This window comes from Streptomyces albireticuli, from assembly GCF_002192455.1.
GTDB classification, from domain to species: domain Bacteria; phylum Actinomycetota; class Actinomycetes; order Streptomycetales; family Streptomycetaceae; genus Streptomyces; species Streptomyces albireticuli_B.
In genome coordinates, this window is record NZ_CP021744.1 from 943,566 (window position 1) to 969,536 (window position 25,971).

A 25,971-nucleotide genomic window follows, 5' to 3' on the forward strand; every position below is an offset into this window, starting at 1 on the left:
GCGGCGCCGCCCACCCCGGTGGGTGGGCGGCCCCGGTCAGATGCGGTCGGCGGCGATCAGGAGGTAGTGGAAGCTGCCCTCGCGGTACGCGGTCAGGAACGGGTCCTCGACGCCGGTGGCGAGCGAGGACTGAGCCCGCAGCTCCCAGTACGGGATGGTGTCGGCCGTGAGGTCGACGACGTTGATGGGCACGAGGCCGTTGGCGGCCATGGCCTTGAAGTAGGCGCTGCGCGGGTGGATGTTGCACGTGTAGTGCTCGTCGATGCGGCTGACGGCCTTCGAGCGCAGGCCCGTCACGTCGTTGGAGCAGCCGGTGATGGTGACGTAGCGGCCGCCGTAGGCAAGCTGGCGGGCGTGCTCGGCGAAGAGCTCGTGCAGGTCCACGTACATGGTGGACTCGTTGTTCCAGATGCCCTGGAAGGCGCCGGTGGGCAGGCCGGTGTCCAGCATGTTGGCGAAGTGGTAGCGGACCTTGTCGTCCACGCCGCGCTTGCGGGCCTGCTCGTTGGCGAAGTCCACCTGGGTCTGCGAGATGGAGACGCCGTCGGCCCGGCAGCCGAAGCGGGCGTTGGCCATGATGCTGGTGCCGCCGCGGCCGCAGCCGGCGTCCAGCACGCGCTGGTCGGCCGCGATAGGCCCGAGGTTGTCGAGGAGGACGTCGGCCTGGGCGGACTCCAGGCGGTGCAGCTCCTCGATGATGCGCGCGTCCCGGGTCTCCTCGGGGCCCTCCAGGACGGACGGGTCGTAGTCGCCGAGCCCGTAGTGGTGGTGGTAGAGGCCGTCGACGTCGCCCAGGCGGAGGTTGACCGGGTCCTTCTCGTTGTTCCAGTACTCCGCGACGGACTTCTGGTAGGCGGTGCGCAGGACGCCGGGGGCGGGCGCGGGCGTGGTCGTCATGGGGTGCTCCTTACAGCATGCGTGCAGGGGGATGTGTGTGGTGCCCGGGAGGACGGGCGGTACGGGCGGGTACGGGCGCGGGCTCAGGCGCTGTGGTAGCGGGAGCTGCCGCTGTGCCACTCGCGGTTGCCGCCGAGCCAGGCCCACACCCCCGCGAGGAACCGGCCCAGCTGGGGCGATCCGGTGAGGGCGAGGGCAGCGGCCTGCGTCTCGAAGGCGTGCACCAGCTCGTCGTGGATCGCGGCGCTCCGCTCGACGGCCTCGCGCGGCGAGCACCGTTCCTCCTCGGCGACGACGAGGGGCAGGTTGAACTCCACGTCGGAGGAGTCGTGTTCCTTCGTCATCGAGTACAGGTCGTTGACGAGCGTGGCGGCGGTGGCGGCGGTCGTCACGGCGCGGCGCACGCGCGGGTCGGCGTACTCGGTGGCGCTCAGGGCGTAGCCGCCGACCACGTCGGTCAGGGCGATGCAGGGCAGGAAGCTGTTGATCTGACGGTGGGACAGGTATTCGTGGACGCTGGGCATGTGGCCGCGGGACCGCCAGGAGCCCTCCTGGCCGTAGCCGACGAAGAGGACGGAGATCTCGTGCCGCAGCCGGTTCACCTGGGAGGGCTCCGCGTAGCGGTCCAGATGGCCGAGGGCCGAGCGCAGGGCGACCCGTACGGGGTCGCCGCGCATCTCCCTCTCCAGGGCGGGCGCGTAACGGACGGGGAGGTGGGAGGGATCGACGGCCGCGTAGGCGAGGCCGAGCTGGGAGCCGAGGAGTTCGGTCCTGGAGCCGGCGGTCTCGTCGTCGCAGTAGTAGTCGTCCGTGGCCCATTCCGCCAGGGCGCACTTCCCCGCCGCCAGCAGGCGGTCGGGGTCGTCGGCGTCGGGGTGGGCCAGCGTCATCAGACGCCCGAAGTCGGCCGCGCGGACGCGGTCGAGGCGTCCGGCGTAGATGCCGGTCTCGTCGGCCCAGTCCACCAGCCGGTCGTTGACCTCCCGGGCGAGCGCCGGGTCGTCCCGGAGCGCGGGCGGGCAGTAGAGCGGGGGGACGCCTGAGCCGCGCTCCGCCGGGACGGCGGGGGTGCCGCCGTCCCGGCCGCCCTCCCGCCCGGCCGCTTCGCGGGCCGCCTTCCGCGCTCCGACGCGGGCGGCCGAAGTGCCCAGCCCCGTGGGCCCGGTGGGCAGGGCGGCGCCCACCCGGCGGGCGGCGGTGCCGGGCAGCGCGGCCGGCGCGGAGGGGCGGACGCCCCGCTGGTGGGTGAGCAGCGTGGCCACGAGCCGCGCCACGTCGTGCGGGGCCGTGGGCGCGGTGATCCGGGACAGCAGTGACACAGGTTCTTCTCTCCGCTCCAGGAGGGTCGTGCCCGTCAGGACGGGGTGTGGAAGACCTCGACGTTCTCGAGGACACCGAGCGCGTCGGGGACCAGAACCGCTGCCGAGTAGTAGGTGCTGACCAGGTAGGAGATGTGGGCCTGGTCGCTGATGCCCATGAACCGCACGTTCAGGCCGGGCTCGTACTCGTCGGGGATCCCGGTCTGCCGCAGGCCGACCACACCCTGCTCGTCCTCGCCCAGACGCATGGCGAGGATGGCGGAGGTGCCCGCGTCCGAGACGGGGATCTTGCCGCAGGGCAGGATCGGGACGCCGCGCCAGGCGGGCACGGAGTGACCGTTCACGTCGGCGCTGTCGAAGTTCAGGCCGCGCTTGTTGCACTCACGGGCGAGGGCGGAGACGGCCCGGGGGTGGGCGAAGAAGGCCCGGGTGCCCCGCCGCATGCTCAGCAGCTCGTCCATGTCGTCGGGCGTGGGCGGGCCGGAGTGGGTGGAGATGCGCTGGCTGTGGTCGGCGTTGTGCAGCAGGCCGAACTCGGGGTTGTTGACGAGCTCGGACTCCTGGCGCTCGCGCAGCGCCTCGATGGTCAGCCGCAGCTGCTGCTCGACCTGGTCCATCGGGTCGTTGTAGAGGTCGGCGACCCTGGTGTGCACCCGGAGAATCGTCTGGGCCACGCTCAGCTCGTACTCGCGGGGTTCGAGGTCGTAGTCGACGAAGGTGCCGGGCAGGACGGGCTCGCCGGTGTGGCCGGCGGCGAGGGCGATGTTCGCCTCGCCCTTCTTGTTCTGCGGCCGCGCCTTGTCGGCCTGGCGCCGCCGGACGTGGGTGCGCAGCCGCTCGTCGCGGCCCGCCACCTCCTCGTAGGCGGTCCGGGGCAGGGCCAGGACGGTGCACGCGGTCATCGCGCGCGCCGTGAACTCCCACTCGCCCGGCTCCTCGGCCACGGCACGGTCGCCGAAGAAGGCGCCGTCGGCCAGGACACCGCGCCGGGTCTCCTCGCCGTACTTGCCGGTGCCGGCCTTCTCCACCTTGCCGCGCGCGATCAGATAGACGTGGTCGACGGACCCGCCCTGCTCGGCGATGACCTGGCCGGGCTCGTACTCGCGCTGCCGGCACCGCTCGGCCAGCGCGCGCAGCGTCGCGTCGTCGTGGAAGCCGCGCAGCAGCGGCAGCTCCCCCAGCTCCGCGGGAACGACCCGGACGGCGGTGCCTTCCTGGACGAAGGTGATCCGGCCGTCGCCGACCTCGTACGTCAGACGGCGGTTGACCCGGTAGGCGCCGCCCTTCACCTCCAGCCAGGGCAGCATGCGCAGCAGCCAGCGGGAGCTGATGCCCTGCATCTGCGGGACGCTCTTGGTGGTGGTCGCCAGGTTCCGCGCAGCGGCGATCCCCAGGCTGAGCTGTCCCCTGCCCGTGTGCTGTGCGGGCTGCTCCGGCTGCTGCCGGTGCGCTGCGGTCGACATCCCGGTCCCTTCCGTCTGGGCGCATGCGTCAAGAAGGAGCCCCCGGAACAGCCCGATCGGGCGAACTGTGAGGAGCTCCTGTGACGCAAGTGAATCAGCGCTTAATGATGTTGGTCGAGGTGACCGGGAGGGCATGGTCGTATTCACGCCATCGAAGGGAGGGCGGTTCGCGCGGCCCGTCCCGGATCCCGGGGATGGGCGACGGTGGCCAGGGCCGGCGATCGCGTCCACTATGCCGTGTTGGCCTACGTTTGGGGCGCGAGGGGCCGGGGGTATCGGGAGCTCCTCCGGCGCGGCGCACCGTGCGATCCGAGTGATCGAGGTGGCCGATAACGTTCCGTCGAGCCGGAAAAAGGCAGACCCTGAGCCCCTTCCCCCGGGTGTGGCCGAATCTCCACTCGAACGTATTTCACTATAAGTGGCGAATCGATTACCTTTCGTAGGATCTCCTTCTTGATGGGTTCATACCAGGCCGTCGCGGCCGCGGGCCCTCGTCCGCACCTCGCGGCGGCCTCCGTGACGCAGCCACCAAGCGCTGAAGTCATGGAGTCCTGAAGTCCTGATGTGATGAAGGAGAAGACATGCGCGTACGGAGGATGACGGTCGTCGCCGCGGCGTCGGCGGTCCTCGCGCTCCTCGGCGGCACCTCCCCCGCCTCGGCGGGAGTCACTGCGGCCGACCCTTCCGCTCCGGCCACCGTGCCCTCGACCGCCCCGGACGACCCCGGGGGCGGCGTGGAGGCCGGGAAGGCCGGCTCGGATGCCGACGCCTCGGCCGTGATCCGATGCCAGGGCCAGGTGCAGCGCCCGCACAACTCCACCCATGTGCCCGGCACGGTGAACGTCGTCGTGACCGTCTCCTGCACGGCGCGCGTGTCGGAGATCACCACACGGGCGGCCCTGTACAAGAACGGACACCTCGTCAAGCAGTCGGCACTGCGGACGCAGTCGGGCACCGCCTCCGCGCAGAACAACGCGGCGGTGCCGTGCAGCCCCGGCAACTACCGCGGCTGGATGTACTTCAAGGTCGTCTTCCCGCCCGGCTACAACCCCCCGACCGCCTCCGCCAACGGCCTCGGCCAGGAAGTGCCCATCAGCTGCTGACCCGCCGCCGGAGCGGCGGCACGTTGCACGGGGGCGCCGCCGGGGAAGGAGTCCCGACGTGCGCCCCACCCCCGCCCGGATCCTGCGCCGGAGAGTGACACAGCTCGACACGGCGGCGGACCCGGCCGCCGGCCCCGATGCCGACGCCGACGTCCTGCTGCGTCATTTCACCTCGGTCATGCCGCTGTGGACCGAGCCCGAGATGGCGGCCCTCGCCGGGGGCCCGGCCGTCGTCGACCCGTCCGAGGCGGACGCGGCGGTCGAGGACTGCCTGCTGCTGCGTCACCTCGCGCGCGAGGAGCCGGGCATCGTCCTCGGCCCCCTGGAGCGGACCCGCCAGCACTGGATCGGCACCGGCCCCCACGAACTGGCGCCCTCCCGCGAGTCCGTCCCGCGCCGGGAGCGGTTCCGCGCCCCCCGCGACGCCCCCCTTCCGCCCAGCACGAAGCCGTTCCACGTGGGGCTCTACACCTCGACGGCGCGGCACGGCGGTACGGGCATGTGGCGCATGTACCTCGACCAGGGCTCCAGCCTCCACCCCCGCCCCTGGTACACCTGGGAACTCCCGGTCACGGACCCCACGGCGGAGGTCCTGGAGATCGGTGACGCCACCGCCTGGGCGGCCTTCGTCGAGCGCTATCCGCTCGTCCACGACGGCTCCGTCTTCCCCGACTGGCGGGCGGTGGCTCAGGACTACGCCGGTGTCCATATGACGCTGCGGGCGATCGCCGCGACACAGGGATTCCGGGTGCGGGTCGGGGGTGGGGTGGCGGCCGCGCCGCCGTACTGGGACGTGGAGTCGGTGCTTTGGTTGCGGTGGGTGTTCGGTGGGGTGCGGCTGGTGGGGGTGGTGGGGGAGGACGGGCGGGGGTAGGGGTGGGCGCCCTGCGGGCGGATTTTTCCCCAGCCCCGCCCCTTCCCGAACCGGGGCTCCGCCTCGGACCCCGGTCCTCAAGCGCCGGACGGGCTGATTTTCAGCCCGTCCGGCGCTTGAGGACACCGCGCGGAGCGCGGAAAAGGGGGGCCGGGGGCTCGCCCCCGGTATCGGGAAGGGGCGGGGCTGGGGAAAAAGCCCCCGGCACCACTAAGCCGCCCGCCAACCCGTCAGATCCGCGAACACGACCACATTGTCGCGGTACCCGCCCACCCCGTCCCGCGGCCCCCCGCACGTCACCAACCTCAACCGCGGCACCCCCGACCCCGCGTACACCCGATCCGCGGGGAAGTCCGCCTTGGCGTACTGCTCCACGGCCCGGACGGTGAACACCGCCGTGGTGCCGTCCGCCCGGGTCACCTCGATCGTGGCGCCCGGCCGCAGCCGGCCGATGGAGAAGAACACGCCGTCGCCGTACCGGCCCACGGTCGAGTGCCCGAGGATCACGGAGGCACCGGCCTCGCCGGGGGTCGGGGAGCCGCGGTACCAGCCCGCCGGCGCGTTCCTCGCGATCGGGGGCACCTCCACGGTGCCGTCGGCCTCCTGGCCGAGGGACATCACGGGGGCGGTGACGCCGAGCGAGGGGATCGCCAGCCGCACGGGCTCCGAACGGGACATGGGCGCGGCGGTCCCCGGGCCGGGCGACACCGGGGCGGTGGCGCCCACGCCCGGTCCGGGCGGGGGTGCGGGGGCGGGCGTGCGGCCGCCGAGGAGGATCAGGCAGACCCCGAGGGCGATCAAGGTCACCAGGAAGAACAGACCGGCGCGGGCCTGCCGGCGGCGACGCGCCGTACGCGGCCGGCCTGTGCGCCGCAGGTCGGTACGCGGCCGGTCCGTACGCCGGTGATCCGTACGCCGCCGACCCGTGCGCCGCTGGTCCGTACGCGTCCGCCCCATACGCCGCCGGTCGATACGGGGCCGGCCCGTACGCCGAAGAACCGTGCACCGAAGAACCGTGCGCCGGAGGACCGCCAGGGAAGCCCGCCCCCGCCGGGTGCCGGACGCGCGTCCGGCACCGGCCTCCGCGGGGTTCGGGTGTGCGGGGTGTCGCATGATCGGTGCCCTTCCTCTCCGGGGTCTGTGGGACGGGGGCCCGTGGCCGCTCGCGGCGCCGCGCGGGCCGGTCCGTACGCGGGAGGCGGTCGGGGGGTACGCCGTGACGCGGACCGGGCCAGACGTACCGGCCCGGACGTGCGGGACCAGACGTGCCGGCCCGTACGTGCGGGACCAGACGTGCCGGTCCGTACGTGCGGGACCAGTCGCATCGGCCCGGACGTCCCGGGCCCGCCCTGCGCGGGTTCCGCGCCACGCCCCCTCCGCCCGCTACCGGCCTCTCCCTCTCACCGTAGGAACCCCGCCCCGCCCCGCGTATCGGCCGACCGGTCCACCGGCCGGGGGAATCCACCGTGCTCCCCCGGCCTCCGCCCCCTCCGGCCACGCGTCCTCGGCGGCCCGGGCGCGGAGGCGGCGGGGTAGCTGTCCCCTCGTCGGAGGAGGGAGGTCGGACCCCCGCGCGGCCGGTCGGCCGATCCCGGCCGCGCCCGGCCCCGGCCAGCCTGGGAACAGCACCCGGCCACCCTTCCGGCAGAAGCACGGCGGAAACCGGGTCCGGCCGTTCCGCGGAGGACCGGCCCGCCCCTCCGGTGGACCCCCGGCAGGCCCTCGGTCTTCCACCGGCGGCCCGGAGGAAGAGGACCGCCCCCCGGCAGACCCCGGCCCTCCACCGGCCGGCCCGGAGGAAGGCCGGCGGAGACCCTCCGGCGGCCCCCGGCGGAAGCCCGGACCACCCTCCGGCACCAGACCCCGCAGAGAAGAGGCCCGACGATGAACCCCCTCACCAGGACCGGTGTCCCCGCCCCGGCCGCCCCCGCTCCGCCCCCGGACACCCCGGAGGCCGTCACCCCCCTCATGGAGCACGCCTTCACCCAGGCGCCCATCGCCATGGCCCTCTACGACCGCGACTGCCGTCAGGTCCGGGCCAACGACGAGATGGCGTACATCTCGGGCCGCACCGAGGACGAGACCCACGGCCGGCTCCTCACGGACCTGCTTCCCGACCCGCCGCTGAACGAGCTGGCCCGTCAGGGCGCCCAGGTCATGCGCAGCGGGCGGCCGGCCCGGGCCGACGTCCGCGTGACCGTGCCCGGCGAGGACCGGGAGCGGGCGTGGACGACCTTCCTCACCCCCGTCGAGGACGGCGCCGGCCGGCCGCTGGGCCTCGCGGTCGCGGCGCTCGACACCACCCGCGAATACCTGGCCAGACGGCGGCTGTCCCTGGTCAACGAGGCCACCGCCCGTATCGGCACCACCTTGGACCTCGCCCGCACCGCGCAGGAACTCGCGGACGTCACCTGCGGCCGGTTCGCCGACGCCGTCACGGTCGACCTGCTCGACTCGGTCCTCGCCGACCCCGTCCTCGCCGACGCCCGGCCGCAGGACGCCCCCGTCACCGCGCTGCGCCGTGTCGCCCAGCGCGCGACGCACGGCGCGCCCCCGCTCCCCCGCCCGGGCCGGAGGGCCGTCCCCCTCGCCCCGCGCTCGCTGCCCGCCCGCGTCCTGGCCTCCGGCCGGGCCACCCGCTTCCACCTCGGCGCCCACGCGGGGCCGTGCCGGTGGTCGTCCGGCGCGCTCACCTTCGACGAGAGCACGCGCGGCGACGGCATCCACTCCGTCCTCGCGGTGCCGCTCAAGGCCCGCGGCCAGGTGCTGGGGCTCGCCCAGTTCGCCCGGAGCCGGCGGAGCGGTCCCTTCGACGAGGACGACGCGCTGGTCGCCGAGGACATCACCGCCAGGGCCGCCACCTGCATCGACAACGCCCGCCGCTACACCCGCGAACGCGCCGTCGCCGTGACCCTCCAGCGCAGCCTGCTCCCCGCCCGGCCGGCGACCCAGAACGCCGTCGACGTGGCCTCCCGCTACCTCCCCGCCTGCTCCGAGGCGGGCGTGGGCGGCGACTGGTTCGACGTCATCCCCCTGTCCGGCACCCGGGTCGCCCTCGTCGTGGGCGACGTGGTCGGGCACGGCCTGTACGCGTCCGCCACCATGGGCCGGCTCCGCACCGCCGTGCGCACCCTCGCCGACCTCGACATGCCGCCCGACGAGCTCCTCACCCACCTCGACGACCTCGTCCTCCAGAACCAGCGCGAACAGCACGACCCGGGCGCGCCGGGCTCCTTCGACGAGCTCTGCGCCACCTGTGTCTACGCCGTCTACGACCCCCTCACCCGGACGTGCGTCATGGCCGCCGCGGGCCACCCCGCGCCCGTCCTCCTCACCCCCGACGGCGACGCCCGCTTCCTGGACCTGCCGCACGGGCCGCCCCTCGGTCTCGGCGGCCTGCCCTTCGAGTCGCGCGAGGTCTCACTGCCCGAGGGCAGCGTCCTCGCCCTCTACACCGACGGGCTCGTCGAATCGGCCGACCACGACATCCGCCACGGCGGCGACCGGCTGCTGCGCGCGATGGCCGGGGCCGCGGACTCCCTGGAGGAGACGTGCGACAGCGTCCTCGACACCCTGCTCCCGGAGAAGCCCGGGGACGACGTCGCCCTGCTCCTCGCCCGTACCCGCGCGCTGCCCGGTGACAGGACGCGTACCTGGGAGCTCGCCCCCGACCCGTCCGCCGTCGCCGACGCCCGCGCCCTGGCGACGCGTCAGCTCACCACCTGGGGCCTGGACGACCTCGTCTTCACCACCGAGCTCGTCGTCAGCGAACTCGTCACCAACGCCATCCGCTACGGCGCCGCCCCCGTCCGGCTGCGGCTGATCCACGACACCCGTCTGATCTGCGAGGTCTCCGACGCCGGGCACACCGCGCCGCGCCTGCGCAGGGCCCGCACCTACGACGAGGGCGGCCGCGGCCTCTTCCTCGTCGCCCAGCTCACCGACCGCTGGGGCACCCGGTACACGCCCGACGGCAAGACCATCTGGGCCGAACTGCTCCCGGCCGCCTGAGCGGCCGTACCCGTGGCCGCCGCCGCGACGGCCGTCCGACACCCATCCGACGCGACACCGTGGGAGGTGCCCGCCATGACCAGCCCCCCGCTCACCGGCGACGACCGGGCACGACCGCGCCGCGACAGCCCGTACGAGCCCCCGGCACCCGTCGCCGAAGACAGCGTGAACCTCTCCCTCCGGCAACTCGAATACCTCGTCGTCACCCTCGGCGAGGGCCGCCTGACGCGCGCCGCCCGGCGGCTGCACGTGACGGAACCGACCGTCTCCCAGCAGCTCAAGGCCCTGGAACGCGCCGTGGGCACCCCCTTGCTCGTACGCGGGGCCGACGGCGTACGCCCCACGCCCGCCGGGGAGGCGCTCCTGCCGCACGCCCGGACCGCCCTGCGCTGCGCCCGGCAGGCGCGCTCCGCGGCACTGGCCGCGGGCGGTGCCCGCGAGGCGCCCCTGCGCGTGGCCACGCTGCCCTCGCTCCTGCCCGGGCTCCTGCCCGTGCTGCGGGCGTGGTCGCTCGCGCGGCCGGACACCGGCCTCGTCGTCAGCCTGAGCGGGAGCCGGCGGCTGCTCCAGGACGGCGTGACCTCGGGGGCCGCCGACCTCGGTGCAGGACCGCGCCCGGAGGGGTGGCACGGCGCGATACGGCCCTTCGGCACCGAGGAGTTCGTCGTGGTCTGCCCGGCGGACCATCCGCTGCGCGGCGGGGCCGCGCCCGTGCGGGAGCTTCTCGACGACCGGTGGATCTGCTACCGGGAGGACGGCCGGAGCCCGCTCGCCCTCCTCGCCGGCGCCGACGAGCCCGGCCCGCTTCCGCGCCGGCCGTTCCTGGAGGTCCCCTCCGCCGGTGCCGCGATCGCCCTCGCCGCGGACGGCGCCGGGCTCACCGCCGTTCCCTCCGGCGCCGTGCCGCCCCGGCTGCGCTCCCAGGTCATCCGTCCCCTGCCGGGCGTGTCCCGTGAGATCACGCTGTTCACCGCCCCGGACGCGCCGGAGGGAACGGCCGCCCACGCTGCCGAACTGTGCCGCCACGCCGCACCGCGCACCGCGCCGGACGAGCCCGTGGGCACGGTCCACGACGGCGTGCCGCGACGGCGGGCCCCGGCCCCGGCGGAGGTGCCGTACGACGGCGTCCGTCCGGCCGCCGCGCGCCCGCCGCGCGCGGGGGACCACTCATGATCACGCTGAGGTCCGCTCGTGGCCGGCTGACGCTGACCGTCTGCTGCCTGGCCGTGCTCATGGTCGGTCTCGACAGCACCGCGCTCAACGTCGCCCTGCCCGTCATGCGGAGGGAGCTGGGCGCCTCCATCGCCGGGCTCCAGTGGGTGGTCGACGCCTACAACCTCGTCGTCGCCGCGCTGATGCTGCTCGCGGGATCGGTCGGCGACCGGACGGGCCGGCGCCGCACCCTGCGGGCCGGAGTGGCCGCCTTCACCGTCGGCTCGGCGCTGTGCGGCCTCGCCCCCGGTCTGGACACCCTCATCGGCTCCCGGGTGGTGCAGGCCCTCGGTGGCGCGGTGATCGCCCCGGTCTCCCTGTCGGTGATCACGCACACGTTCCCGGACAAGGCGGAGCGCAGCCGGGCGATCGGCATGTGGAGCGGCACGTTCGGCATCGGCCTGGCCGTCGGCCCGCTGGTCGGCGGGGTACTGGTGGCGGCCGAGGGATGGCGCTCGATCTTCTGGATCAACGTGCCCGTCGGGCTCGCCGTGCTGGCGCTCTCCGCCCGCCACCTGCCGGAGTCCCGGACGCCCACGCCCCGGCGGACCGACGCGGTCGGCCAGCTCCTGGTCATCGCCCTCCTCGGCGGCCTGACCTACGCCGTCATCGAGGCGCCGCACCGGGGCTGGGCCTCCCCGGCCGTCCTCGCGTGCCTGACCGTCGCGGCGGCCTCGCTGACCGCGCTGATCCCGTACGAGCACCGGCGCCGCGACCCCCTGATCGAGCTGGGGTTCTTCCGCAGCGCCCCCTTCACCGGCTCCGTGGTCATCTCCCTGGCCGCCTTCGCCGCGCTCGGCGGGTTCCTCTTCCTGAGCACCCTCTACCTCCAGGACGTGCGCGGGCTGTCCGCCCTGTCGGCGGGGCTGTGGATGCTGCCGATGCCGGTGATGACGGTGCTCCTCGCCCCCGTGGCGGGCCGGCTGGTGGCCCGCCACGGCCCCCGGCCGCCGCTGGTGCTCGCGGGCCTGGCCACGGTGCTCAGCGGGCTGTCGTTCACCGTCCTGCACGCCGGGTCGTCCGTCGCGCTGCTGCTCCTCGCCTACGCGCTGTTCGGCGCGGGCGTCGGCCTGGTCGACGTCCCCGCGACCGGGCTCGCGGTCGCGGGGATGCCACGGGCCCGGGCCGGCGTCGCCTCGGCGATCAGCACGGCGAGCTGCCGGGTCGGCGTGTCCGTGGGCGTGGCGGTGATGGGTGCCGTCCTGTCGGCGGGCCTGGGCCACGCGCCGGGCACCGGTGACGCGGCAGGCTTCGCGGACGCGACCCGGCCGGCGTGGTGGATCGTCACCGGCTGCGGGGCCGTCGTGGCGATCCTGGGTGTGCTGGTCACGGGGGCCCGCGCCCGGGGCACGGCCCCTCAGGAGCCGGGGCGGGCGGAGTCCGCCGGCCCGCGGGAGAGCGGCGTCCGCGCGGGGTCCGGCGCGTCCGGTGGAATTCCGGGAAATCGCCTTCCGAATACCTCGCGACGTGCCGGAATAGAAACTCTCCATGCCGCGGAAGAGAATTTCTTGCCCCCTCGGGACATGTGAGACCAGGCGCATCGGCGGTCCTTTGCCTCGCCTTTGTTCTTCCCGTGCAGGGGCGTGGGGCAGCCTGAATTCGCGGACCGAACCGGAACCGTAAATTCCGAAACTCGAAAGGGTTCAGGTGAACGCGTATGTCGAAATTCAGCACCAGGACGGTCGGCAGGAAGCGCATACTCCTCACGGGCGTCGCCGCGGCCGTCATGGTCGGCGCCGCCGCGCTGCCCGCCGCGGCGGACAGTGAGCCCACCGAGAAGGAGCTCATGGCGGACTGCGCCAGCGGCGTCGGCAAGTGCACCTTCAACGACCCCGTCGTCGACAAGGCTTACCTCGGCAATTACCACCAGGTCTCCGACACCCTCTACAACTGCAGCACGTCCGACGCCACGCAGGGGCTGAACTGGTCGGACAGCGTCGGATCGACGGACACCTTCGAGGTCTCCGTCACCGCGGGCGGAAAGATCGCGGGCATCGTGGACACGAGCGTCACCGCGAAGTACGGCCACAGCTGGCAGGTCAATCACACGGACGGCGGCAGCATGGGCATGACCGTCAAGCCGGGCGAGGTCGGCTGGATCTCCCGGGCCCAGGTGATGCGCGAGGTCTCCGGCAGGTGGCAGACCCACTACGACAACCCCCACTGGAGCCACTACTACTGGTACTGGGACGACACCATCACCAGCCCCGCCCCCAATGACACCGACGGCGTCAAGAACGCCGTGGTCGTCAAGACCCGGCCCATGACGGCCGACGAGAAGGCCTCGTGCACGGCGCGGAACGGAAAGGTGTTCACGTCCCACACGAAGGTCGAGAATCCGGGGCCGGACACGCCGCGGCACGGTCGCGGTGGCTCCGGGCCGGTCGCGGGTGACAACGGGACGCCGGCGGTGAACGAGGAGAAGAAGGGGGTTGCGTGACGGCTGGGTGACGGGTGCCGCTGCGCGGGGCTTTGTCCCCAGCCCCGCCCCTTCCCGAACCGGGGCTCCGCCCCGGACCCCGGCCCTCAAGCGCCGGACGGGCTGAATCGTTGCCCGGAACCGGGCCGGAAAAGCCAGCCTCGGACAGGGGAAGAATCCAGCCCGGCCGGCGTATGAGGCCACCGCGCGGTAGCGCGGCCGGGGGCCCGGGGTACTCCCCGGTTTCGGGAAGGGGCGGGGCTGGGGAAAAGCCCCGCGCAGCGGCACCCACCCCGCCCCCTCAAGTGGTGCCCCCACCCGCCCCTGCCCGGGACACCTCCACCACCCACGCCGCGTCATGCGCCACCCCCGTCAGCCACGCCTCCGTGTCCGCGATCAGCAGCACCGCCGCGTCGTCCACCTCCGGCACCCCCTCCACCGCGTGGCGCAGCACTTCCGACTCCGCCGCCGGATACCGGCCCGGAGGCCCGTCGGGCCCCGAGGACCCCGCCGAGCGGACGACGTCCGCGGCGCGCAGGCAGTCGGCCGTCACCCGCTCGGCCAGGGCCGCCAGCAGGGCGGTCGCCTCCGGGGGCAGCGGTGTGCCGGCGCCGCCCCGCCGGGCCGTGAGCAGCAGTTCGCCGCCGCTGACGGTGTGGTGGCCGGGCTGCATGGCCGTCTCCCAGGGCGGGCTCGTCGCGTCCCGGCCCGCGCGCTCCGTCCGGTACTGGGTGTGGGCCGCCTGGGCCAGCTGCATCGCGGTCCGGGCCGGCCGCAGCGGATCCGTACCGCGGTCGTGCGCGAGGCCGTGGCACAGCCGGAACGTCACCGCCCCGCACGCCTCCGCGCCCCGGACCATGAAGTCCATGACGGAGCGCCGCAGCTCGCCTCCCGCTCCCCGGGGCCAGGCCAGCAGGCTCGCCGCCGCGCCGAGGGAGCCGCCGATCACGACGTCCATGAGCCGCACGGCGGGCAGGTGCCGGTCCGGGGGCAGGATCTGGACGAAGAGCAGCACGAGGACGAGCGTCAGCGCCGCCTGCGTCCAGGCGGAGCCCAGCACGGGCCCCACGGCGAACCCCACCAGGAACACCACGGGCGCGACGGCGATGTAGAAGGCGGGCGTGTCGCCGACCACGACGAGCATCAGCGTCGCGACCGCCGCGGCGACGGCCACGCCCAGGAACGCGGGCGGCAGGGCGCCCCGGGTGTCCGCGGCCGAGGTGCGCATCAGGCTGAGGACCGTCAGCAGCACCCAGAAGCCGTGCGGCAGTTCCAGGGCCCCGACGATCAGCCGCGCGCCGGCCAGGGCGAAGGCCAGGCGGAGCGCGTTCTGGAGGAGGACCGAGCGCGGCGTCAGATGCAGCGCGAGCCGCCGCCACCACCGGCCGGGGGCGCGCAGCGTGGCGTACGCGAACGGGCCGCCGGGCCGCCGCCACCGGGTGTCGAGCGGTGCCCCGAAGGCGATCCGGGCGCCCTCGCCCGCCAGCACCGCGCCCGCGGCCGCCGCCTGGACGACCGAGTCCTGGCGCAGCCGCACGGCCGAGATACCGGCCAGCCGCCGCGCCCGCCCGGCGCGGAAGGCGCCCAGCGCCGTGGGCAGGCCGTCGCCGCGCGGCCCCGGGGACCCCGAGCGCAGGGTCCGCCCGGCTTCCCGCAGCGCCGCCGCGGTGTGCTCCAGCAGCCGCGTGGCGTCGGGGTCCGGCCCCCGCGCCCCGGCCACCAGCCGGTCCAGCTGCGCGCGTACGTGCCGGACGGCGGAGCGGACGTCGTAGCAGGCCCGGTCCCGCAGCGAGGCGGACGTGGGCCGCTCGGCCGGCGCCACCCGGGACAGCAGCGTCGCCCGCAGCGCCCGGCCGGCCTCCTCCTCGCACCGCCGTGCCGCGGCCCGGTCCGTGCCGTCGCCCGGGCCGGCCATCAGGCGCCCGGTGGCGGCGCAGTAGCCGGCCACGGCGTCCACCGCGTCGGCGAGGAGGGTCCGGTACGGGACCGGCCGTTCCGTACGCCACAGGAGCCGGTCCACCAGGGCGGTGAGCAGGATCCCGACGGTGAGCCCGCCGAGCCGTTCGCCCAGCGTCCCGGGGGCGTAGGGCGGGAAGCAGGGGAGCAGGTAGTACAGCTGGAAGGCGGTGGCCAGCCCGCCCAGACGCGGACCGCCGACCCCCAGGAACGAGGCCGTGAAGCCCACCACGAACATGCCGCAGGCGGCACTCCAGGAGTGCGCGGCGAGCAGGGTGCCGGCCGTGACCAGCGCCCAGCCGGCCGGCAGCACCGCGAGGAACGTACGGGTCCGCTCCGGCGCCGCGCCCGGCACCTGGGCGAACAGGCACAGGGGCAGTGCGCCGAACAGGGCGTAGAGGGCCATGTCGGGCGCCTCGAAGCCGTACCGCAGGACGTAGAAGCCGGTGAGCCCGGCGACGGTGGCCCAGGTGGCGCTCCGGAGGTGCTCGGCGCCCTGCTCCTGCCGCAGCAGCCACCGGACCGGCCCGCTCACGTCCACGACGGCTCCCGGTCCGTTCCGGTCGCCGGGCGCCGCCCGGCACGCGCGGCTGGGGGACGGATCACGCTGTCACCCTAGGCGAACGGCCCGCTCCCGCAACCGGAGGTGGCAGGACGTGCGGCGGGAGACCCTCAGCGCGCGGCGGCCCGTACGAGCCTCAGGTACCGGTCCCAGTCCCAGTGCGGCCCCGGATCCGTGTGGTCGGCCCCCGGCACCTCGGAGTGGGCGACGAGGTGCGTCCGGTCCACCGGGATCGAGTGACGGGCGCAGATGTCGGCCGCCAGCCGGGCGGACGCCGCGTACATCGCGTCCGTGAAGTCGCGCGGGCGGTCCACGTAGCCCTCGTGTTCGATCCCGACGCTGCGCTCGTTGAACTTCCGGTTCCCGGAGTGGAAGGCGACGTCCAGCTCGCGGACGGTCTGCGCGATGTGGCCGTCCTTACGGACGACGTAGTGCGCGGCGGCCTCGTGCAGGGGGTCGCGGAAGACCTGAAGGGCGTCGCCGTAGCTGCCCTCGACGACGTGGACGACGATCCGGTCGACGGTGTAGTCGGCGGGCCGGTCCGCCCGCCGCCAGTTCGCCGACGACGCGGCGACCCACTCGGCGCCCGCGTGGTCGAGCGCGCCGTCGGTGCGCGGCCGCTCCCGCCCTGCGGTGCGCCACCACCACCTCTTGAGGTCGTCCTGTCCCGCGTATCCCGCCGTGGCCAGGCCCGCTGCGGTGGCGGCGCCGCCGAGGAGCAGGCCGCGTCTGCCGAGGCCTCGCAGCTGTTCCGGTTCCTGCTCCACGTGTGCCCCCCTGGGTGCGGCCGTGCCCGTTGCTCCGTCCTGCTCGAAAACGCGTGCGGGGGGCTCGGCGGTTCCGGGTGGGGCGGGGTGCCGCCACGCGGGGCTTCGCCCCCACCGGTCGGGGGACCCCCGCCGGAGGACGTCCGAAGGCCCGGCCGGTCCCCCGCCGGCCCGACACCGCCGGGCGGCGAAGTCGACGACGGTGGAGACGTTCCCGCCGCGACGGCAAACGGACCGCGGCACCACCGATATCGACGAAAGGACGTCGATCCCCATGAACACCACACTCGTCACCGCGGGCTCCGCGCTCGCACTGTGCGGCGCCCTGGCCTTCGCGCCGGTCGCGACCGCCGCCGGAGGCTCCGGGGGCTCCGGGGGCTCCGGCGGGTCCGGCCACGGACCGCTCGTCGGCGCCGCCAGGATCAGCGTCAGCCCGAGTGAGGCACGTACCGGGCAGACGGTGAACATCAGCGGCTCGTGCGCCCCGTACCCGGGAGCCACCGTCAAGTCGGTCACCTCCCAGGCGGGCGCCGTCACGCTCACCCGCACCGACCCGCAGGACATCCAGGGCCGGCTGCACATCACCGCGCGCCCGGGCACCTACCCGGTGAAGCTGGTCTGTAGCAACGGAACCGCCGGTACGACCCTCAAGGTCGACCCCGCGACACCGGGTCCGCGCCCCCACCCGGGCGGCACCACTCCGGCGCACCACGCGGCCAAGGCCTCCCTCCGGCAGCACAGCGCCGCGCTGCCCCACGGGTCGGCCAAGATCCCAAGGGTGCTCCGCGCACCGGGGAGAGCACGGGCGGCGGCGTCAACAACGACATGATCCTGGCGGGTTGCGGAGTCGTCGCCGTCGCCGCTGTCGCTCTGGCCACATCCCGGCACCTCCGGCAGGAGAAGGAGAAGGAGAACAAGTGAACGCACCCGGCCACACGCGTCCCCCGGGCCGTCGGCCACGGGGGACGCGGCCGCGCGGCCGGTGACGGGAGACGAGCCCTTCGGAAGGGCTCGTCTCCCGTCACCGGCCGCGCGGGCCGTCGGGCGCGTACGCACACGCCCCGGGTCTCACTTCAGGACCAGCAGCGCCGCGAGCGCGGGGCCGAGCGCTCCGCCCAGCTGGTAGCAGAGGACGAACAGGCCGATCGCCGTGGGGCGCTGGTGGTCGGGGGCGTCCTTGGCGGCGCGGACGGACAGGACCGCGTTGCCGCCGGTGGAGACGAGGACGGCGACCGTGGCGGTGAGCAGGAGCAGGGGGCCCCAGGTGGCGAGGGCGGCGGTGAGGGGTGCGAGGGCGCCGAGGGTGATCAGGACGGTGAGGACGGTGCGGTGTCCCAGGCGTCCGGAGGCCGCGGACAGCAGCCAGGACAGGGCCGAGCCGACGAGCAGGGCGACGAGCTGCCCGGTGCCGATGGCGTCGGTGCTCCAGGGAGTGCGCTGGGCGATCAGGCGCGGCAGGCTGAAGAGGAGGGAGAAGTAGGAGGTCGAGAACGCGCAGGCGAGGAGCGCGGATCCGATGAAGGCGGGCGAGCGCAGCAGGACGGCGGGGACGAAGCCGTCCGGGTGGCGCCGGGTGTGGAGGACGAGCGGGACGGCGACGGCCAGGGCGGTGAGGGCGGCGGTGAGCGGGGCCGTGGGGACGAGGACGAGGGCGGAGGCCAGGGCGACGACGAGGCCGGCGCCGGTGGCGTCGAACGTCGTGGTGGCGGGCCGGGTCCGGCGGGTGTACCGCCAGACCACGGGGGTCGCGAGGAGCGAGACGGCGGACAGCGTCAGGGCCAGGCGCCAGGAGACGGCGTCCGCGAGGAGCGAGCCGAGCAGGGGCCCGGAGGCGCCGAGCACGCCGAAGCCCGCGGTGATGACCCCCATGCGCCGGGTGGAGCCGGCGAGGTTCATGGCGACGGCGACCAGGCCCGCGCCGCCGACGGCCTGGACGGCGCGGCCGGTGAGGGCGAGGGGCAGCCAGGGGGCGGTGGTGACGACGGCGGTGCCGGCGACGACGGCCGCCGCGCTGACGAGGAGGGCCGGACGCAGGCCGCGCTGTCTGATCAGTCCCGCGCACAGCGGTGAGCCGACGGTCATCGCCCAGGCGAAGACGGTGACGAGCCAGGTGGCGGTGGACGTGGGGACCCCGAGGGAGTCGGCCATGCCGGGCAGGATCAGCACGGGGGCGTTGGCGCCCATGGCGATGGGGGCCGCGAGCAGGGCCAGCCAGAGGACCGGCACCCGCCCGGCCGGCGCCTCTACGGTGCGGGGCGGCGCGGAGGCGGTGGCGGGCTCGGCGACCAGCTGATCGGACATGGGGTGCTCCTGGTGAGGTGAAGGGTGTCGGGGTGACGAGGGGGTGTCAGAGGGTGGTGACGGCCTGGTCGTAGGCGAGGCGCGGGGAGCGCGGGAACCAGGGGTTCTCGCCGGGCCGGCCGATGTTGACCACCATCAGCGGCGTGTGGTCACCGTCCAGGAACTCCTCCTGGAGGCCGGTGGCGTCGTAGCCGGTCATGGGGCCCGCCGCCAGGCCGGCGGCGCGGACGCCGACGATGAAGTAGGCGGCCTGGAGGGTGGCGTTCAGCAGCGCGGACTGCTCGCGGACCCGGCGCTCGCCGAAGAAGTCGTCCTTGACCCGCGGGTTGTGGGGGACCAGCTGCGGGAGCTCCTCGTGGAACTCGTTGTCCGCGGAGAGGATCGCGACGAGCGGTGCGGCGGCGGTCTTGGCCCGGTTGCCCTCGGCCATGTGCTTCAGGAGGCGCTCGCGGGCCTCGGGCGAGCGGACCAGGGTGACGCGCAGCGGGCTCTGGTTGAAGGCGGTGGGGCCGTACTTGACCAGGTCGTAGACGGCTCGCAGTTGCTCGTCGGTCACCGGCTCGGAGGAGAAGGTGTTCGCGGTGCGGGCCTCGCGGAAGAGGAGGTCCTGGGCGGCGGTGTCGAGGGCGAGGGGGGACGTGGACATGGGAGCTCCTTCTGCTCAAGGTTGATAATTTCAACGTTGAGATAAAACCACTCCGATTTATTCAACGTCAAGTGTCTCAATGTTGAGATATCATCGGGGGGACGATGCCGGACCGGCCGAAGGAGAGCGATGAGCGGCGACGCAGCGAGCGAGGACACCGAGCGGGACGCGGTCGACGAGATCATCGAGCAGTGGCTCGTGGAGCGCCCCGACCTGGCGGACGACCTGTGGCCGGTGCATGTCTTCGGCCGTCTCCAGCGACTGGGCTCGGCACTGGAGAAGCGGTTCCGGGCGTTCGCGGCCGAGCGCGGGCTGGAGCTGGGCGAGTTCGACGTCCTCACCACGCTGCAACGGTCGGGGCCGCCCTACGAGCTGACCGCCGGCGCCTTCCGCAAGGCCGCCATGGTGACGTCGGGCGCCATCACCAACCGCATCGACCGCATGGAGGCCAAGGGCCTGGTCGAGCGGGTGCGGGACACGGCGGACCGGCGCTCGGTGAAGATCCGGCTCACCGAGCGGGGCCGCGAGCTCACCCGCGAGTACATGGCCGACCACCTCGCCCACGAGGCCCGCATGCTGGAGCTCTTCGACCGCGCGGAGGCCGAGGAACTGTCGGACCTGATGCGCCGGCTCCTCGTGTCGTTCGGGGACACCACGATCAAGTGACCGGGCCGGGCGCGCCGCCGGCGGAACCGGGGCCCGCGCCGGCACCGGCGCCGCCCGCCGCGTCCAGCCGGTCCCGGCAGGCGGCGACGACCGCCGGGGCGACCTCGGCCATATAGGCCCGCCAGCCGACGTGGACGTTCACCTCGCAGATCGTGAAACCGCCGTCCGGCTCGAAGAGCAGGTCCACGCCGGCGACACCGAGCCCCAGCACCTCGGCGGCCCGTACGGCGAGCTCCTCCCCCGCCGGGTGCCGGCCCAGGCACAGCTCGGCCGTACCGCCCAGCGCCAGGTTCGACGTCAGGCCGCCGTCGGTGGCCGAGCGGATCTGCGCCGCGACGGCACGCCCGTCGACCACGATCACGCGCAGGTCCCGCCCGTGCGAGTGCGCCACGTACCGCTGGAACACGTACGGCGAGTCGTCCCTCAGGCTGCCGTGGACGGCGCGCAGCATCGCGGCGTCGGGGGCGAGGAAGACCCGCCGGCCCTGCTGGCCGCGCACCGACTTCACCACGCACGGCTCGGGCACACCGGCGTCGATCACCTTCGACAGGGGGACGTCCGCGTAGCTGCGGGTGTCGGGGACCGGCAGCCCCGCCACCGCGAGCTGCTGGAGGTGCCAGAACTTGTTGACGCAGGCCAGCACCGCGGCGGTCGGGTTGATCAGGGCCGTGCCCATCGCCTCCAGGTGGCGCAGCAGCGTGATCTCCCGGTCGGTGCTCAGTACCGCGCTGCTCATCCGGGCGTAGGCGACGGCCGGCGCGGTCAGCGGCCGGCCGCCGACGTCGTGCAGGGTCAGCCGGCCGCCGTGCACCCCCAGGAGCAGTTCGTCCGTGCGGACGACCGCGTAACGACCTGTCAGAAGCCGTTCGCAGGCCTCCGTCAGCTCCCCGACGATCCGCATTCCGCTCAGCCCGGTACCGACGACGAGCCAGAACTCGGCGTCCGGCCCGGCGGCCCCGTCCGTCACCGCCTCGGCTGCGGACAATGCCGTCTCCTCTCGGACCCTGCGGCCTCGCCGGCCGGGGACGGCCGTGAGCCTATCGGGGCGCGGCAACCGCGCGAGGGCGACACCGCCTTTCGGGTGAAGTCGGGCGGGGGTCATCGGCGCGGGCCGCCGCAGCGGATACGACATCCAGCGGTGCCTCCCCCGCGCGCGAACGCCGCCGGGGAGGCGGTGTCCGTACCGACCCAGGAGGAACCCGCCGTGCCCGTACCGTCCACGATCGACCACCACGCCAGCACCTGCGGCCTCACCCAGGCCTACTGGCTGGCCCAGGCGTCCGACCTGGCCTACAAGGACGAGGCCACCATCGAGGAACGGGCCGCCCACTGGGGTTTCGACCGCGTGCGCCACCACCGCACCCGGTTCACACCGCCGTTCCCGCTGGAGGACACACAGGCGTTCACCCTCGCCAGCGACCACATGATCATCACCGCGTTCCGCGGCACGGAGCCCGCGCAGATCCGGGACTGGCTCTCGGACGCGACCACCCCGCCCTGGCCCGGACCGGGACGGACCGGTTACGTCCACTACGGCTTCGGGGAGGCGCTGGACTCCATCTTCCCCGACGTCAAGAAGGCCCTCGCGGAGTTCCGCACCGACGGGCAGAGCGTGTGGTTCACCGGGCACAGCCTCGGCGGCGCCCTGGCCATGCTCGCCGCGGCGCGGATGTACCTGGAGGAGCCGCGGCTGCGCGCGGACGGCGTCTGCACCTTCGGCCAGCCGCGCACCTGCGACCGGCTGCTCGCCACCGCGTACAACAAGGGCTTCAAGGAGCGCATGTACCGCTTCGTCAACAACAACGACATCGTGCCGCAACTGCCTCCGGAGCCCGCCTACACCCACGTCGAGAACCTGCGGTACATCGACTCCCGCGGCAAGGTCCACGAGAGCATGAGTCTCCTGGGCGGCCTGGCCGACCGTGCCAAGGGCCTCTCCGCGGACCCCCTCGCGCCGGCGAGCGACGGCGTACGCGACCACTCGATCCGCAAGTACATCGCGGCGCTGGAGAAGAACCTGGTCTGAGCCCCCGGGCGGCGCCGGACCGGGACCGAGCCGCCGGCCCCGGTCCGGCCGGGCGTCCGCGCCGCCGCGGTGCGACGCTTGCCGCATGCACTTCACGCACCACACCGCCCGCGTCCTCGTCGTCGACGACGATCCGACCGTCGCCGAGGTCGTGGCCGGGTACCTCGGCCGGGCCGGCTTCGCCGTCGACCGCGTCGCCGACGGGCCCGCCGCCCTGGAGCGGGCCGCCGCGTTCCCGCCCGACCTGGTCGTCCTCGACCTGATGCTGCCGGGCATGGACGGCCTCGAGGTCTGCCGCAGGCTCCGCGCGCACGGGCCCGTACCGGTCATCATGCTGACCGCGCGCGGCGACGAGGACGACCGCATCCTCGGCCTGGAGGTCGGCGCGGACGACTATGTGACCAAGCCCTTCAGCCCCCGCGAGCTGGTGCTGCGCGTCACGTCCGTGCTGCGCCGCGCGCAGGCGCGGGCGACGGTCGCGTCCTCCGGTCCCGCGGCGGCGCCACCCCTGCGCGCGGGCGGGATCGCGCTCGACCCCGCGTCCCGCCGCGCTACCAAGGACGGCGCCGAACTCGCCCTCACACTGCGGGAATTCGACCTCCTGGCGTTCCTCGTGCGGCACCCGGGGCGGGCGTGCGGCCGCGAGGAGCTGATGCGCGAGGTGTGGGGGTGGGAGTTCGGCGACCTGTCGACCGTGACCGTGCACGTACGACGGCTGCGCGCCAAGGTCGAGGACGATCCCGCGCGGCCACGGCTGATCCGGACCGTCTGGGGCGTGGGGTACCGCTTCGACACGGGCGGAGACACAGACAGGGACACAGGCGGGGGCACGGCCGGGGAAACGGGAGCGGGCACGGCCGGGGAGACCGCCGGGGACACGGCCGGAGGCGCTGCCGGAAACGGGGCCCGCGATGCGTGACGTCCTGCTGATCGCCCTGTTCGCCTTCCTGGGCGCCGCCGCGGCCGGGCTGCTGGGCGCCCTCGCGCTGCGCGCCCTGCGCCACCGCTCGGTGGCCGTGGCCCTGACCGTGGTCGCGGCCGTCTCGGTGACCGCGATGCTGGCGGGCACCCTGGCCGTGGCCCGGGCGATGTTCCTCTCCTCGCACGACCTGACGGTCGTGACCACGGTCTGCGCGATGGCCGCCGTCGTCTCCCTCGCCACCGCGCTGCTGCTCGGCCGGTGGGTGGTGGCCCGCAGCAACGCCCTGACCCTCGCCGCGCGGTCCTTCGGCGACGACGGCAGCTTCGCGGCCCCCGCCGGCGACGCGACGGCGGAACTGGCCGCGCTCGGCCGTGAGCTCGCGGCGACGAGCGAGAAGCTCGCGCGGTCACGGGAGCGCGAGCAGGCGCTGGAGACGTCCCGGCGCGAGCTCGTCGCCTGGATCTCGCACGACCTGCGGACCCCGCTGGCCGGGCTCCGCGCGATGTCGGAGGCGCTGGAGGACGGCGTCGCCGAGGATCCCCCGCGCTACTTCCGGCAGATCCGCACCGAGGTCGACCGGCTCAACTCCATGGTCGGGGACCTCTTCGAGCTCTCCCGCATCCACGCGGGGGCGCTGCCGCTCACCCCCAGCCGGATGTCGGTGTACGACCTGGTGGGCGACGCCCTCGCCGGCGCGGGGCCGCTGGCGCGCGAGCACGGCGTCCGGCTCGTCGGGGACCGGGTGGACCCGGTGCCGGTCGAAGTGGACGGGAAGGAGATGACGCGCGTACTGGGCAACCTCCTCGTCAACGCCATCCGCCGCACCCCCGCCGACGGCACGGTCGCCGTGGCGGCGCGCCGCGACGCGGACACGGTCGTCCTGTCCGTCACGGACGGCTGCGGCGGCATCCCGGAGGAGGACCTGCCGCGCGTCTTCGACACCGGCTGGCGCGGTTCGGAGGCGCGGACGCCTCCGGCGGGGGCGGGGCTGGGCCTGGCGATCGTCCGCGGCATCGTCGAGGCCCACGCGGGCCGGGCGGCGGTCCGGAACGTGCCCGGGGGCTGCCGCTTCGAGGTCGTGCTGCCGGCCGCGTCGCCGTGACGAACGCCCGGACACCCGCCCGCGGGCCGCTCGGGCACCGCAGGACACACCCGGCGGCTGAGCCCCGCCCACTCACCCAAGGGCCGGGAAACCCACCGGAGTTCACCTGAACGTAGGGCACGGACCCCGCCCGCCGCCCCCGTTCGGGTGAGTACCGCATGCGCGTCCCGGCGGCTGGGAAGCCCTCGGGCGACCCGGCCGCCGAGCCGCCCGCTCGCGCCGACTCTCCCGCACCGGAAGGAACTTCGCATGCGCCGCTTCGTCGCAGTCGTCCTCGGGGTCGCCGCCTGGTTCGGGGTGTGCGCCTCCCCCACCGCCGGTCACGACCAGCCTTTTCCCGCGAGCGCGGCCGAGGGGAGCGAGGCGGCCGCCCTCCCCCGCTGAGCGGCGGAACGGGCGGCGGCGCCGGACGCGCAGGGGTGCCGGCAGCGACGCGGAGGCGCCTCATCCGCATTGACATGAGCACCGGCACATGGCTCTAATGGGGCGCGTGTCCGCGTGACGCCGGCCGAAGAGCAGTGGGCAGGCCGGCGATCGGGCGAGACACCTTTCCTCAAAGGGTCTTCCCATGAGTTCTCACTTCACAGGCAGCGCCTGACCGTACGGCGCCGCCGCGTGCCTCTTTCCGCACGCCGCCGCGCCTCGGCGCGCCCCGTCGCGCTCTTCACCATCACTTCGCCGCGATCGACCGCGGCTCACGTACCCGCTCCGGAGAGCCCACACCGTCATGCCCATATCGTTCAACCAGTCCGTCATCGAGGAGTTCCGCGCCAACGGAGGAAAGGTCGGCGGCCCCTTCGAGGGCGGTGACCTCCTGCTGCTGACCACCACCGGCGCGCGATCGGGCGCCTCGCACACCACTCCCCTCGGCTACGTCCGCCACGAGGGGCTCCTGCTGGTCGTCGGCTCCAACCTCGGCGCCCCCGCCCACCCCGCCTGGTACCACAACCTGCTCGCCCATCCCCTGGTGCGGGTGGAGCTGGGCACCGAGGAGTTCGAGGCCGTCGCGGTCCCCGCCGAGGGCGCCCGGCGCGACCGGCTGTTCGCGCGGGTGACCCGGGCCGAGCCCGGCTACGCCGCATACCAGGAGCGGACCTCCCGCCTCCTGCCCGTCGTGGCACTGGAGCGCGCCGAGCACGCGGACGCGGGAGGCCCCCGCGAGGTCGTCACCCTCGCCGACAAGCTCCTGGAGGTCCACACCTGGCTGCGCGCGCAGCTGAAGCACGTATTCGCCGAGACCGACGCCCATCTGGCGGCGGTCGCGGCCCACCGGGGCCCCGGCGAACCGCCGGCGCCGGGGCTGGGCATGCAGATCAGGCAGCACTGCCTGGCGTTCTGCGGGACCCTGACGTTCCATCACACGGGCGAGGACGCCCATGTCTTCCCCGCGCTCGCGGAGCACCACCCGCGACTGCGTGACGCGCTCGGCCGGCTCCGGGAGGAACACCGGACGGTGGCGCGTGTCAAGGACGAGCTGCTGGCGCTGCTGGGGGACATCGGAGCGGCGGATCCCGTGCGGTTCCGGGCGGAACTGGCGCGGATGGTGGCGGAGCTGACGGCCCATCTGGACCACGAGGAGGAGTGGCTGCTCCCGGTGCTGGCCGCCGTGCCGTTCCCGCCGGGGCGGGGTGCGGCGGCCTAGGCGGTGACGGGCGGGGCGCCTTCCCCGGCGCCCCGCCCGCTACGCACCGGGGCTCCTCCCGGCCCCTCCGCGTCGTGCGCCCC

Annotated in this window: 22 protein-coding genes; 13 read left to right on the plus strand and 9 right to left on the minus strand. The window is 74.5% G+C overall.

Annotated elements, in window-relative coordinates:
• Positions 1-36: 36 nt before the first annotated feature.
• The 3 genes from SMD11_RS04110 to SMD11_RS04120 all read right to left on the minus strand — a co-directional run bounded on the left by SMD11_RS04110 (position 37) and on the right by SMD11_RS04120 (position 3,679).
• Positions 37-897 carry a geranyl diphosphate 2-C-methyltransferase gene (locus tag SMD11_RS04110; protein ID WP_087925121.1) on the minus strand — a complete coding sequence of 287 codons (861 nt, stop codon included), beginning with the start codon at positions 895-897 and terminating at the stop codon, positions 37-39.
• Between the two features lie 83 nt (positions 898-980).
• Complete coding sequence (locus SMD11_RS04115) at positions 981-2,216, minus strand: family 2 encapsulin nanocompartment cargo protein terpene cyclase (protein WP_087925122.1); 1,236 nt, start codon at positions 2,214-2,216, stop codon at positions 981-983.
• Positions 2,217-2,251: 35 nt separating this feature from the next.
• Positions 2,252-3,679, minus strand: coding sequence for a family 2B encapsulin nanocompartment shell protein (locus tag SMD11_RS04120; protein ID WP_087925123.1), 1,428 nt, complete (start codon positions 3,677-3,679; stop codon positions 2,252-2,254).
• A gap of 581 nt (positions 3,680-4,260) precedes the next feature.
• On the opposite strand from SMD11_RS04120, the gene SMD11_RS04125 reads away from it, so the two are divergent.
• Both SMD11_RS04125 and SMD11_RS04130 read left to right on the plus strand, forming a co-directional pair.
• A complete protein-coding gene (locus tag SMD11_RS04125) occupies positions 4,261-4,782 on the plus strand; it encodes a hypothetical protein (RefSeq protein WP_087925124.1) in 522 nt (173 codons plus the stop codon).
• Between the two features lie 58 nt (positions 4,783-4,840).
• Positions 4,841-5,656 carry a hypothetical protein gene (locus tag SMD11_RS04130; protein WP_087925125.1) on the plus strand — a complete coding sequence of 272 codons (816 nt, stop codon included), beginning with the start codon at positions 4,841-4,843 and terminating at the stop codon, positions 5,654-5,656.
• A gap of 210 nt (positions 5,657-5,866) precedes the next feature.
• Here SMD11_RS04130 and SMD11_RS04135 read toward each other — a convergent pair whose 3' ends face one another.
• Positions 5,867-6,463, minus strand: coding sequence for a class F sortase (locus tag SMD11_RS04135; protein WP_234365884.1), 597 nt, complete (start codon positions 6,461-6,463; stop codon positions 5,867-5,869).
• Between the two features lie 1,077 nt (positions 6,464-7,540).
• On the opposite strand from SMD11_RS04135, the gene SMD11_RS04140 reads away from it, so the two are divergent.
• The 4 genes from SMD11_RS04140 to SMD11_RS04155 all read left to right on the plus strand — a co-directional run bounded on the left by SMD11_RS04140 (position 7,541) and on the right by SMD11_RS04155 (position 13,319).
• Positions 7,541-9,667: a SpoIIE family protein phosphatase gene (locus tag SMD11_RS04140; RefSeq protein WP_087925126.1), complete on the plus strand. Its 2,127-nt coding sequence runs from the start codon at positions 7,541-7,543 to the stop codon at positions 9,665-9,667.
• Between the two features lie 75 nt (positions 9,668-9,742).
• Positions 9,743-10,840, plus strand: a complete 1,098-nt coding sequence (locus tag SMD11_RS04145; RefSeq protein WP_087925127.1) for a LysR family transcriptional regulator — start codon at positions 9,743-9,745, stop codon at positions 10,838-10,840.
• The gene (locus tag SMD11_RS04150) at positions 10,837-12,408 is read left to right on the plus strand and encodes an MFS transporter (RefSeq protein ID WP_087925128.1); all 1,572 of its coding nucleotides are present in this window, start codon (positions 10,837-10,839) and stop codon (positions 12,406-12,408) included. Before SMD11_RS04145 ends, SMD11_RS04150 begins: the two co-directional genes overlap by 4 nt.
• A 128-nt stretch (positions 12,409-12,536) precedes the next feature.
• Entirely contained in the window at positions 12,537-13,319 is a 783-nt protein-coding gene (locus tag SMD11_RS04155) for a hypothetical protein (protein WP_199843793.1), read from the plus strand.
• 280 nt (positions 13,320-13,599) lie between these two features.
• On the opposite strand, the gene SMD11_RS04160 is transcribed toward SMD11_RS04155, so the two are convergent.
• Positions 13,600-15,789, minus strand: coding sequence for an FUSC family protein (locus SMD11_RS04160; protein ID WP_159395213.1), 2,190 nt, complete (start codon positions 15,787-15,789; stop codon positions 13,600-13,602).
• 137 nt (positions 15,790-15,926) lie between these two features.
• On the minus strand, positions 15,927-16,583 hold the full coding sequence (locus tag SMD11_RS04165) for an N-acetylmuramoyl-L-alanine amidase (RefSeq protein WP_107421927.1): 657 nt from the start codon (positions 16,581-16,583) through the stop codon (positions 15,927-15,929).
• Between the two features lie 274 nt (positions 16,584-16,857).
• On the opposite strand from SMD11_RS04165, the gene SMD11_RS04170 reads away from it, so the two are divergent.
• Positions 16,858-17,412 (plus strand): hypothetical protein, encoded by a 555-nt coding sequence (locus SMD11_RS04170; RefSeq protein ID WP_087925131.1) that lies wholly within the window; start codon positions 16,858-16,860, stop codon positions 17,410-17,412.
• Between the two features lie 239 nt (positions 17,413-17,651).
• Here SMD11_RS04170 and SMD11_RS04175 read toward each other — a convergent pair whose 3' ends face one another.
• Complete coding sequence (locus SMD11_RS04175; RefSeq protein ID WP_087925132.1) at positions 17,652-18,884, minus strand: MFS transporter; 1,233 nt, start codon at positions 18,882-18,884, stop codon at positions 17,652-17,654.
• Between the two features lie 46 nt (positions 18,885-18,930).
• Positions 18,931-19,530: a malonic semialdehyde reductase gene (locus tag SMD11_RS04180; RefSeq protein WP_087925133.1), complete on the minus strand. Its 600-nt coding sequence runs from the start codon at positions 19,528-19,530 to the stop codon at positions 18,931-18,933.
• Between the two features lie 129 nt (positions 19,531-19,659).
• Here SMD11_RS04180 and SMD11_RS04185 point away from each other — a divergent pair, with 129 nt between their 5' ends.
• On the plus strand, positions 19,660-20,196 hold the full coding sequence (locus SMD11_RS04185) for a MarR family winged helix-turn-helix transcriptional regulator (RefSeq protein WP_087925134.1): 537 nt from the start codon (positions 19,660-19,662) through the stop codon (positions 20,194-20,196).
• Here SMD11_RS04185 and SMD11_RS04190 read toward each other — a convergent pair.
• Positions 20,189-21,181, minus strand: coding sequence for a RimK family alpha-L-glutamate ligase (locus SMD11_RS04190; protein ID WP_159395214.1), 993 nt, complete (start codon positions 21,179-21,181; stop codon positions 20,189-20,191). The two genes, SMD11_RS04185 and SMD11_RS04190, sit on opposite strands and share 8 nt — an antisense overlap.
• 219 nt (positions 21,182-21,400) lie before the next feature.
• Here SMD11_RS04190 and SMD11_RS04195 point away from each other — a divergent pair, with 219 nt between their 5' ends.
• From SMD11_RS04195 to SMD11_RS04210, 5 genes are all read left to right on the plus strand, one after another.
• Positions 21,401-22,222 carry a lipase family protein gene (locus SMD11_RS04195; RefSeq protein ID WP_087930276.1) on the plus strand — a complete coding sequence of 274 codons (822 nt, stop codon included), beginning with the start codon at positions 21,401-21,403 and terminating at the stop codon, positions 22,220-22,222.
• A gap of 85 nt (positions 22,223-22,307) precedes the next feature.
• Positions 22,308-23,141, plus strand: coding sequence for a response regulator transcription factor (locus SMD11_RS04200; RefSeq protein WP_087925136.1), 834 nt, complete (start codon positions 22,308-22,310; stop codon positions 23,139-23,141).
• Positions 23,134-24,246: a sensor histidine kinase gene (locus SMD11_RS04205; RefSeq protein ID WP_087925137.1), complete on the plus strand. Its 1,113-nt coding sequence runs from the start codon at positions 23,134-23,136 to the stop codon at positions 24,244-24,246. The genes SMD11_RS04200 and SMD11_RS04205 overlap by 8 nt, the downstream gene beginning before the upstream one ends.
• Before the next feature lie 249 nt (positions 24,247-24,495).
• Positions 24,496-24,630 carry a hypothetical protein gene (locus tag SMD11_RS36795; protein ID WP_267896801.1) on the plus strand — a complete coding sequence of 45 codons (135 nt, stop codon included), beginning with the start codon at positions 24,496-24,498 and terminating at the stop codon, positions 24,628-24,630.
• Positions 24,631-24,973: 343 nt separating this feature from the next.
• The gene (locus SMD11_RS04210; RefSeq protein WP_087925138.1) at positions 24,974-25,888 is read left to right on the plus strand and encodes a nitroreductase/quinone reductase family protein; all 915 of its coding nucleotides are present in this window, start codon (positions 24,974-24,976) and stop codon (positions 25,886-25,888) included.
• Positions 25,889-25,971: the final 83 nt, after the last annotated feature.

Bases quoted from the DNA above. Each gene is read 5' to 3' on its own strand.
- SMD11_RS04140 (WP_087925126.1), top strand. From the start codon at position 7,541: ATGAACCCCCTCACCAGGACCGGTGTCCCCGCCCCGGCCGCCCCCGCT.
- SMD11_RS04110 (WP_087925121.1), bottom strand. From the start codon at position 897: ATGACGACCACGCCCGCGCCCGCCCCCGGCGTCCTGCGCACCGCCTAC.
- SMD11_RS04170 (WP_087925131.1), top strand. From the start codon at position 16,858: ATGAACACCACACTCGTCACCGCGGGCTCCGCGCTCGCACTGTGCGGC.
- SMD11_RS04175 (WP_087925132.1), bottom strand. From the start codon at position 18,884: ATGTCCGATCAGCTGGTCGCCGAGCCCGCCACCGCCTCCGCGCCGCCC.
- SMD11_RS04125 (WP_087925124.1), top strand. From the start codon at position 4,261: ATGCGCGTACGGAGGATGACGGTCGTCGCCGCGGCGTCGGCGGTCCTC.
- SMD11_RS04210 (WP_087925138.1), top strand. From the start codon at position 24,974: ATGCCCATATCGTTCAACCAGTCCGTCATCGAGGAGTTCCGCGCCAAC.
- SMD11_RS04180 (WP_087925133.1), bottom strand. From the start codon at position 19,530: ATGTCCACGTCCCCCCTCGCCCTCGACACCGCCGCCCAGGACCTCCTC.
- SMD11_RS04155 (WP_199843793.1), top strand. From the start codon at position 12,537: ATGTCGAAATTCAGCACCAGGACGGTCGGCAGGAAGCGCATACTCCTC.
- SMD11_RS04200 (WP_087925136.1), top strand. From the start codon at position 22,308: ATGCACTTCACGCACCACACCGCCCGCGTCCTCGTCGTCGACGACGAT.
- SMD11_RS36795 (WP_267896801.1), top strand. From the start codon at position 24,496: ATGCGCCGCTTCGTCGCAGTCGTCCTCGGGGTCGCCGCCTGGTTCGGG.
- SMD11_RS04145 (WP_087925127.1), top strand. From the start codon at position 9,743: ATGACCAGCCCCCCGCTCACCGGCGACGACCGGGCACGACCGCGCCGC.
- SMD11_RS04185 (WP_087925134.1), top strand. From the start codon at position 19,660: ATGAGCGGCGACGCAGCGAGCGAGGACACCGAGCGGGACGCGGTCGAC.
- SMD11_RS04150 (WP_087925128.1), top strand. From the start codon at position 10,837: ATGATCACGCTGAGGTCCGCTCGTGGCCGGCTGACGCTGACCGTCTGC.
- SMD11_RS04205 (WP_087925137.1), top strand. From the start codon at position 23,134: ATGCGTGACGTCCTGCTGATCGCCCTGTTCGCCTTCCTGGGCGCCGCC.
- SMD11_RS04120 (WP_087925123.1), bottom strand. From the start codon at position 3,679: ATGTCGACCGCAGCGCACCGGCAGCAGCCGGAGCAGCCCGCACAGCAC.